6 protein-coding genes and 1 tRNA gene are annotated in these 5,498 nt (G+C 70.3%); 1 reads left to right on the top strand and 6 read right to left on the bottom strand.

The features are described from left to right. Positions 1-2: 2 nt before the first annotated feature. The 5 genes from ACFV0Q_RS37870 to ACFV0Q_RS37850 all read right to left on the bottom strand — a co-directional run bounded on the left by ACFV0Q_RS37870 (position 3) and on the right by ACFV0Q_RS37850 (position 3,132). Positions 3-76, bottom strand: a tRNA-Met gene (locus ACFV0Q_RS37870). Then, on the bottom strand, positions 38-364 hold the full coding sequence (locus tag ACFV0Q_RS37865; protein ID WP_385012105.1) for an HAD-IA family hydrolase: 327 nt from the start codon (positions 362-364) through the stop codon (positions 38-40). The genes ACFV0Q_RS37870 and ACFV0Q_RS37865 overlap by 39 nt, the downstream gene beginning before the upstream one ends. A 52-nt stretch (positions 365-416) precedes the next feature. Beyond that, positions 417-632 carry a hypothetical protein gene (locus ACFV0Q_RS37860; protein ID WP_385012103.1) on the bottom strand — a complete coding sequence of 72 codons (216 nt, stop codon included), beginning with the start codon at positions 630-632 and terminating at the stop codon, positions 417-419. Positions 633-1,251: 619 nt separating this feature from the next. Beyond that, positions 1,252-1,929 carry a response regulator gene (locus ACFV0Q_RS37855; protein ID WP_385012102.1) on the bottom strand — a complete coding sequence of 226 codons (678 nt, stop codon included), beginning with the start codon at positions 1,927-1,929 and terminating at the stop codon, positions 1,252-1,254. Further along, complete coding sequence (locus ACFV0Q_RS37850) at positions 1,930-3,132, bottom strand: sensor histidine kinase (RefSeq protein ID WP_385012100.1); 1,203 nt, start codon at positions 3,130-3,132, stop codon at positions 1,930-1,932. 209 nt (positions 3,133-3,341) lie between these two features. Between ACFV0Q_RS37850 and ACFV0Q_RS37845 the strand changes: the two genes are divergently transcribed. Further along, positions 3,342-4,823 (top strand): alpha/beta hydrolase, encoded by a 1,482-nt coding sequence (locus ACFV0Q_RS37845; RefSeq protein WP_385012097.1) that lies wholly within the window; start codon positions 3,342-3,344, stop codon positions 4,821-4,823. Positions 4,824-5,103: 280 nt separating this feature from the next. Here the strand turns inward: ACFV0Q_RS37845 and ACFV0Q_RS37840 are convergent. After that, the coding region (locus ACFV0Q_RS37840; RefSeq protein WP_385012095.1) for a chitinase C-terminal domain-containing protein at positions 5,104-5,498 on the bottom strand (395 nt) is incomplete at its 5' end.

Genomic DNA, 5,498 nt, shown 5'->3' with positions numbered 1-5,498 from the left:
GGTAGCGGGGACAGGATTTGAACCTGCGACCTCTGGGTTATGAGCCCAGCGAGCTACCGAGCTGCTCCACCCCGCGTCGATGCCACCACCATACGGCACTGCCGGCCTGGGCTTCGCCAGCCCAGGTGCCGTCGCGGACGTCGATCACGGGGATGCCGGCGGCGAGGGCTGCTTCGAGGCCTTCAGCGGTGTTCTCGAACGCCACGCACCGGCCGGGAACAACCGCCAGATTCGCGGCGGCCAGCACGTAGGCCTCTGGGGCAGGCTTGAGACGGGAGACGTGCTCGCGGGCGAGAGTGGCCACGCGCGCCACCGTTCGGACCCGGTCGCTGAGGGTGATCCAGTGGGCTCGGGTCCGGTCCACGAACTCCTTGTCCGTACACGGCAAGCGCAGACTCAGATCGGTATGCAGCCGCTCACGCAGGGCCGTCAGATCGGCGGCCGAGGAGGCGCACTCTCTGGACAGCCTGAACGAGGTGCTCCGCGCCGGCCGCGCCGGATTCGTCACCGCCGACGTCGAGAACGTCACCGGCACAGCCCAGGGACCGCTTCTTCTTCGCCACCGAGAGCGCGATCCTCGGCTGAGCACCGCCGTCGGAGACGACCCGCCCCCGGGCCGGGCTGCCGGCCACAGGTGAATCGTGCGGAACGCGCCCTTGACGATCCGCAGTGGCTCGACGACCTGTTCACCCGGGCGCATTCCCTGCCCAAACCGAAAGCCATCGTGATCACCTCAGCGCACTGGGAGGACGCACCGGCCGCGATCTCGGGCGCGGCGGCGGGCACCCCGCTCTACTACGACTTCAGCGGCTTCCACCCCCGCTACAAGAGCCTGCCTTACGCGACCCCGGACGCGACCGGCCTCGCCCGCCGGCTCGCGGCCACGTTCGGTCCGGCGACCACGGTGCACGAGCGCCATGACCGAGGTCTCGACCTCGGCGCGTTCATCCCCTCATGGCCGCCATGTATCCCGCGGCCGACGTTCCGGTCGTCCAGCTGTCGATGCCCAGCCTTGACCCCGCTGCGTGGCTCGGCTTCGGGGCACGTCTGTGGTCCCTGCGCGATGAAGGAATCCTGGTCATCGGCTCGGGCACCCGACGGCCGACCAATGGGTCGCCCCACGATCCTGGTACTGGCCGACGACTTCGCTATGGAGATGCCTCCAGGGGCCTGCGCTGCACGGCCCTGCGGGAGCTCACCGGGGTGGCAGGCGACGTACCCGAGATGGTCGTCCGGGTGGCTTGTGGCCGGTCATTGCTCCGCGTCTCGGACCAGGAGTGCGATCTGCACCCGGTTTTCGACCGCCAGCTTGGCGAACAGGTTGCCTGTGTGCGCCTTGACGGTCGCGATGGTGATGTGCAGCCGCTCGGCGATCTCCGGGTTGCCCAGTCCGTCCGCGATGGCCATGGCGGTGTCGAGTTCTCGTTCGGACAGCGCGGACAGCTGTTGCCGTGCGGCTTCGCGGGACGAGCGACGGGCCTCGGAGGAGTGCGGCCCGGTGGCTGCGGCGATCACTCGCGCCGTGGCCGCCGGGGACAGTACGGGGTTCCCGTCCGCGACTGTCCGCACCGCGTCGAGAATCCGCGCCGGCGGCGTGTCCTTCAGGACGAACCCGAGGGCTCCGGCGCGCAGCGCGCCGAGCACCAGATCGTCGGAGTCGAAGGTGGTCAGCATGAGCACCCGCGGCGGTGCCGGCCGGGTGAGGAGTTCCCGGGTCGTGCTGAGACCGTCACGGCCGGGCATCCGGATGTCCATCAGCACGACGTCCGGCCGCTGCTCGTCCACCACGGTGATCGCGGCGTCCCCGTCGGCCGCCTCCGCGACGACGGTCAGGTCCGGTTCGCCGTCGATGACGAGTCGTAGGGCAAGGCGCACCAGTTGTTCGTCGTCGACGATGACGACACGCACCGGCTCCCGCTCGCTGTCCACTCAGCTTCTCTTTTCGTGGTCGTGGTCGTGGTCGTGGTCGTGACTCAGCCAGGGCAGATGCGCGGTGAGGACGTATCCGCCGTCGGGTGTCGGGTGGTGGCTGAGTCCTCCGCCGGCGAGGGTGACGCGTTCTGCGAGCCCGAGCAGGCCGAATCCTGATGCCGGCGGCCCGGTGGTCGTCGTGGTCGCCGGGGAGTTGTGGACGCTTACGTGCAGTTCGTCGCCGGCTGTTCCTTCGACGGTGATGTGTACGTGGGCGCCCGCGGCGTGTTTGGCGGCGTTGGTCAGTCCTTCCTGGATGACCCGGTAGCAGGTTCGTCCCACGACGTCGGACGGTCTTCCCGTCGCCGTGGTGGTGAGCGTGACGTCCAGTCCGGAAGTGCGGGCGTCGGCCACCAGCTCCGGGATTCGGTCGAGGGAGGGCTGTGGCGGTTCCGGGCGGCCCGGGTCGGCGCGGAGCACACCGAGGACGTCTCGTAGTTCTTCCAGCGCTTGGTGGGAGCCGTCGGCGATGCCACGGATCAACATGCGGTTCTCCTCGGTGGTGAGGTTGCCGCGGTGGTCCAGTACTCCGGCCTGCATGGCGACCAGGGAGATCCGGTGCGCGAGCACGTCGTGCATCTCCCGGGCGATACGGTTCCGTTCCAGGGCCCGTGCCTGCTCCGCCCGTGCGGTCTGTTCCCGTTCCGCGCTCTCCGCCCGCTCCCGCAAGGACCGCACCTCGACGCGCCGTGCGCCGATGGCCACGCCCATGGCCACCGCGATGCCCGCGCTCAGGGCCGGGAGTGCGAGTTGGAGCCATAGCGAGCCGGGCGGGCTCTTGATCGGGTAGAGCACGAGGGCGAGTTGCGACGCGGCCACGTAGACGAGCGCGACGGCACCGATCTCCGCCGGACGGCGACGGGTCGAGATCGAGCACAGGGCCAGAAGCGCGGCACCGGTGGCGAGTGCCGACGCGCCAGAGGCGATGGCGACCGCCAGGGCGACGGAAAGCGGGAACCGTCGCCGCCACAGGAGCACCGCCAGGCAGCCGAGAGCCACCAGCGGATCACCGGTGACCAACCAGGAGCACGTGTCGGCCGCGCACCCCTGCGGCAGCGCCGCACCGGTGGAGACCCATAGGGGGATGCCCAGTGCCGCGGCCGCCACCAGCCGCCATGTCTGCTGCCACCCCCCGAGCCGTGGCGCGAGGTCCGTGTTCATCCGGTCATTGTCGCGAACCCGGGCGGCCGGTGCAGCAGACCCTGCGAGACTCCCGCCCTCGTCCCAGAGTCGTACCACCGCCTCGACTTTGGGCGAAGGCGACTCGATCCACCGGGCCGATGTGCCGATGACGCCGGATGAGCAGACTCATATCCGTCGCCCGACCGTTCCGGCGCGCGACCTCGTGCGCCCCCTCAGGAGGACACCAGATGCGCAAAACCCTGTCCCTCGCCCTCGCCGCCACCGCAGTCGCGGCGGTCGCGATGCCGGGAGCGTCGGCAGCCGCGACTCCGGACACGGTGACGGCCACGCCGGACACCCCGCGGTGGGGCCCGTGTCCGCAGCAGGCCGCACCGCAGAACGCCGACGCGCCCCGTCTCGAGTGCGCGACGCTCGACGTCCCGCTGGACTACCGGAATCCCGACGGCCAGCAGATCGAGATCGCCGTCTCCCGCCTGGCGAGCGAGGACCCCTCGAAGCGCCGCGGTGTACTGCTGACCAACCCGGGAGGCCCCGGTGCCTCCGGGCTCGACTACCCGGCCCTCCTCGCCGGCGCCGGGCTGCCGAAGGACGTCCTCGACTCCTACGACGTGATCGGCTTCGACCCGCGTGGCGTCGGCCGCAGCACGCCGGTCACCTGCGACCTGACACCGCAGCAGCAGGCACGTGGCAACTTCCCGCCGTACGCGCACACCGCGGCCGACGTCGCCGAGGAGGCGCCGTTCGCGCGGACCATCGCCGAACAGTGCGCCACGTCGCGGACTGCGTGGATGCTGCCGTACACCACCACCGCGAACACCGCGCGCGACATGGACCGGATCCGGGCGGCGCTGGGCGAGCCGAAGGCCTCCTACTTCGGTTCCTCCTACGGCAGCTACCTCGGCGCGGTGTACACGACGCTGTTCCCCGAGCGCAGCGACCGGATCGTGCTCGACAGCAACATGGGCCCCGGCGGCTACGACCTGGCGGGCTTCCGCCTGCTCGGACGCGGAATGGAGGACCGGTTCCCGGACTTCGCGGCGTACGCGGCCGCGCACCCCGAATACGGCCTGGGCACCACACCGGAGCAGGTGACCGCCACGTTCTACGAACTCGCGAAGCGCCTGGACGCCGAACCGGTCGGCGGCATCGACGGCACGCTGTTTCGCGGTGTGACGTTCGAGAACCTCTACGTCGAGGGCTACATGCCCAAACTGGCCAAGGAATGGCAGGCGCTGGACCAGGGCCGGCCGCTGCCGACTCCGCCGCCGTTCCCGGAGAACCTCTCGGCCAGTCACTTCTACGTGACCTGCGGTGACTCGCCTTGGCCCGGCGAGGTCCGGGACTACCAGCGCACTGCCGCGATCGACCGGCTGAAGTACCCGATGCTGGGCGGGACCACCGGAAACATCAAGCCCTGCGCGTACTGGCCGGACGACCGGGTCGAGCCGCCGGTGCGGATCGGTGACCGCGGCCCGTCGAACGTACTGATGGTGCAGAACGAACGCGACCCGGGGACCCCCCTGGCCGGCGCCATGAAACTGCGGCGGGCATTCGGCGACCGGGCCACGATGGTGACCGCCGACCAGGGCGGGCACGGCGTCTACCCGTTCGGCCGCAACACGTGCGCGAACAACACGGTGACAGCGTTCCTGACCAACGGACAGCGCCCGGCCGAGGACCTCGCCTGCGCGGCGGAGCCGAACAAGTAGCGGGAGCGCACACATGGCGGCCAGCACGGAACGGGCACTGCGCCTGCGCCACAGCCACCTGCTGGACGGCGCGGCGGGCTGATCCACCCAAGCAACTTCGATGCGGTCAACGCGGCCCCCAGCGACAACTGCCAGGGCGCAGAACTCCAGGCGATGGCTGACGCCGCGCTCCGCAACTGGCCACTCTGCTGAGAACCGCCTGACAAGGGTGCCCAGGACAGCCGGCACGGCCGTCCTGGGCACCCTCGCGTTCTCGCAACGGAAACGGGACCGGCGGTGGTCAGTCGTTGGGGCTGATGTTGCGCCAGACCGGGGCGACGCCCGGTTCATCGCCCTTGTTGGCCCAGTACTGGGCGAGCCAGCGGTGGCCCTTGTGCGTGACGACGTCCCCCTTTTCGTAAGCGTCCTTCGGGTCCCACTTCACCGGAGAGCATCCGGCCGAGCCGGCAGGCGGCGCCACCGTTTGCGTGCCGTGGCGCCGGTCACCGGTGATGCCGAAGGTCTTTCCCTCGCTGGTGATCGTGACGTTCGCGGGACCGGCGGCGGGCAGGTAGTACTTGACGGGGATGTCCATGCTGCGCCCGGCCGGGATCTCCTGGCATGCCTCCAGGGTGATCGTGACCCGGTGGAAGTCCCCCTTCAGGCCACCGACGTTGGGCCCTGTGTGGCCGGGCT

This window comes from Streptomyces sp. NPDC059564 (genome assembly GCF_042735575.1).
GTDB lineage: Bacteria > Actinomycetota > Actinomycetes > Streptomycetales > Streptomycetaceae > Streptomyces.
Note: the sequence above shows the minus strand (reverse complement) of the source record. Positions and strands in the feature narration are given on the sequence as shown.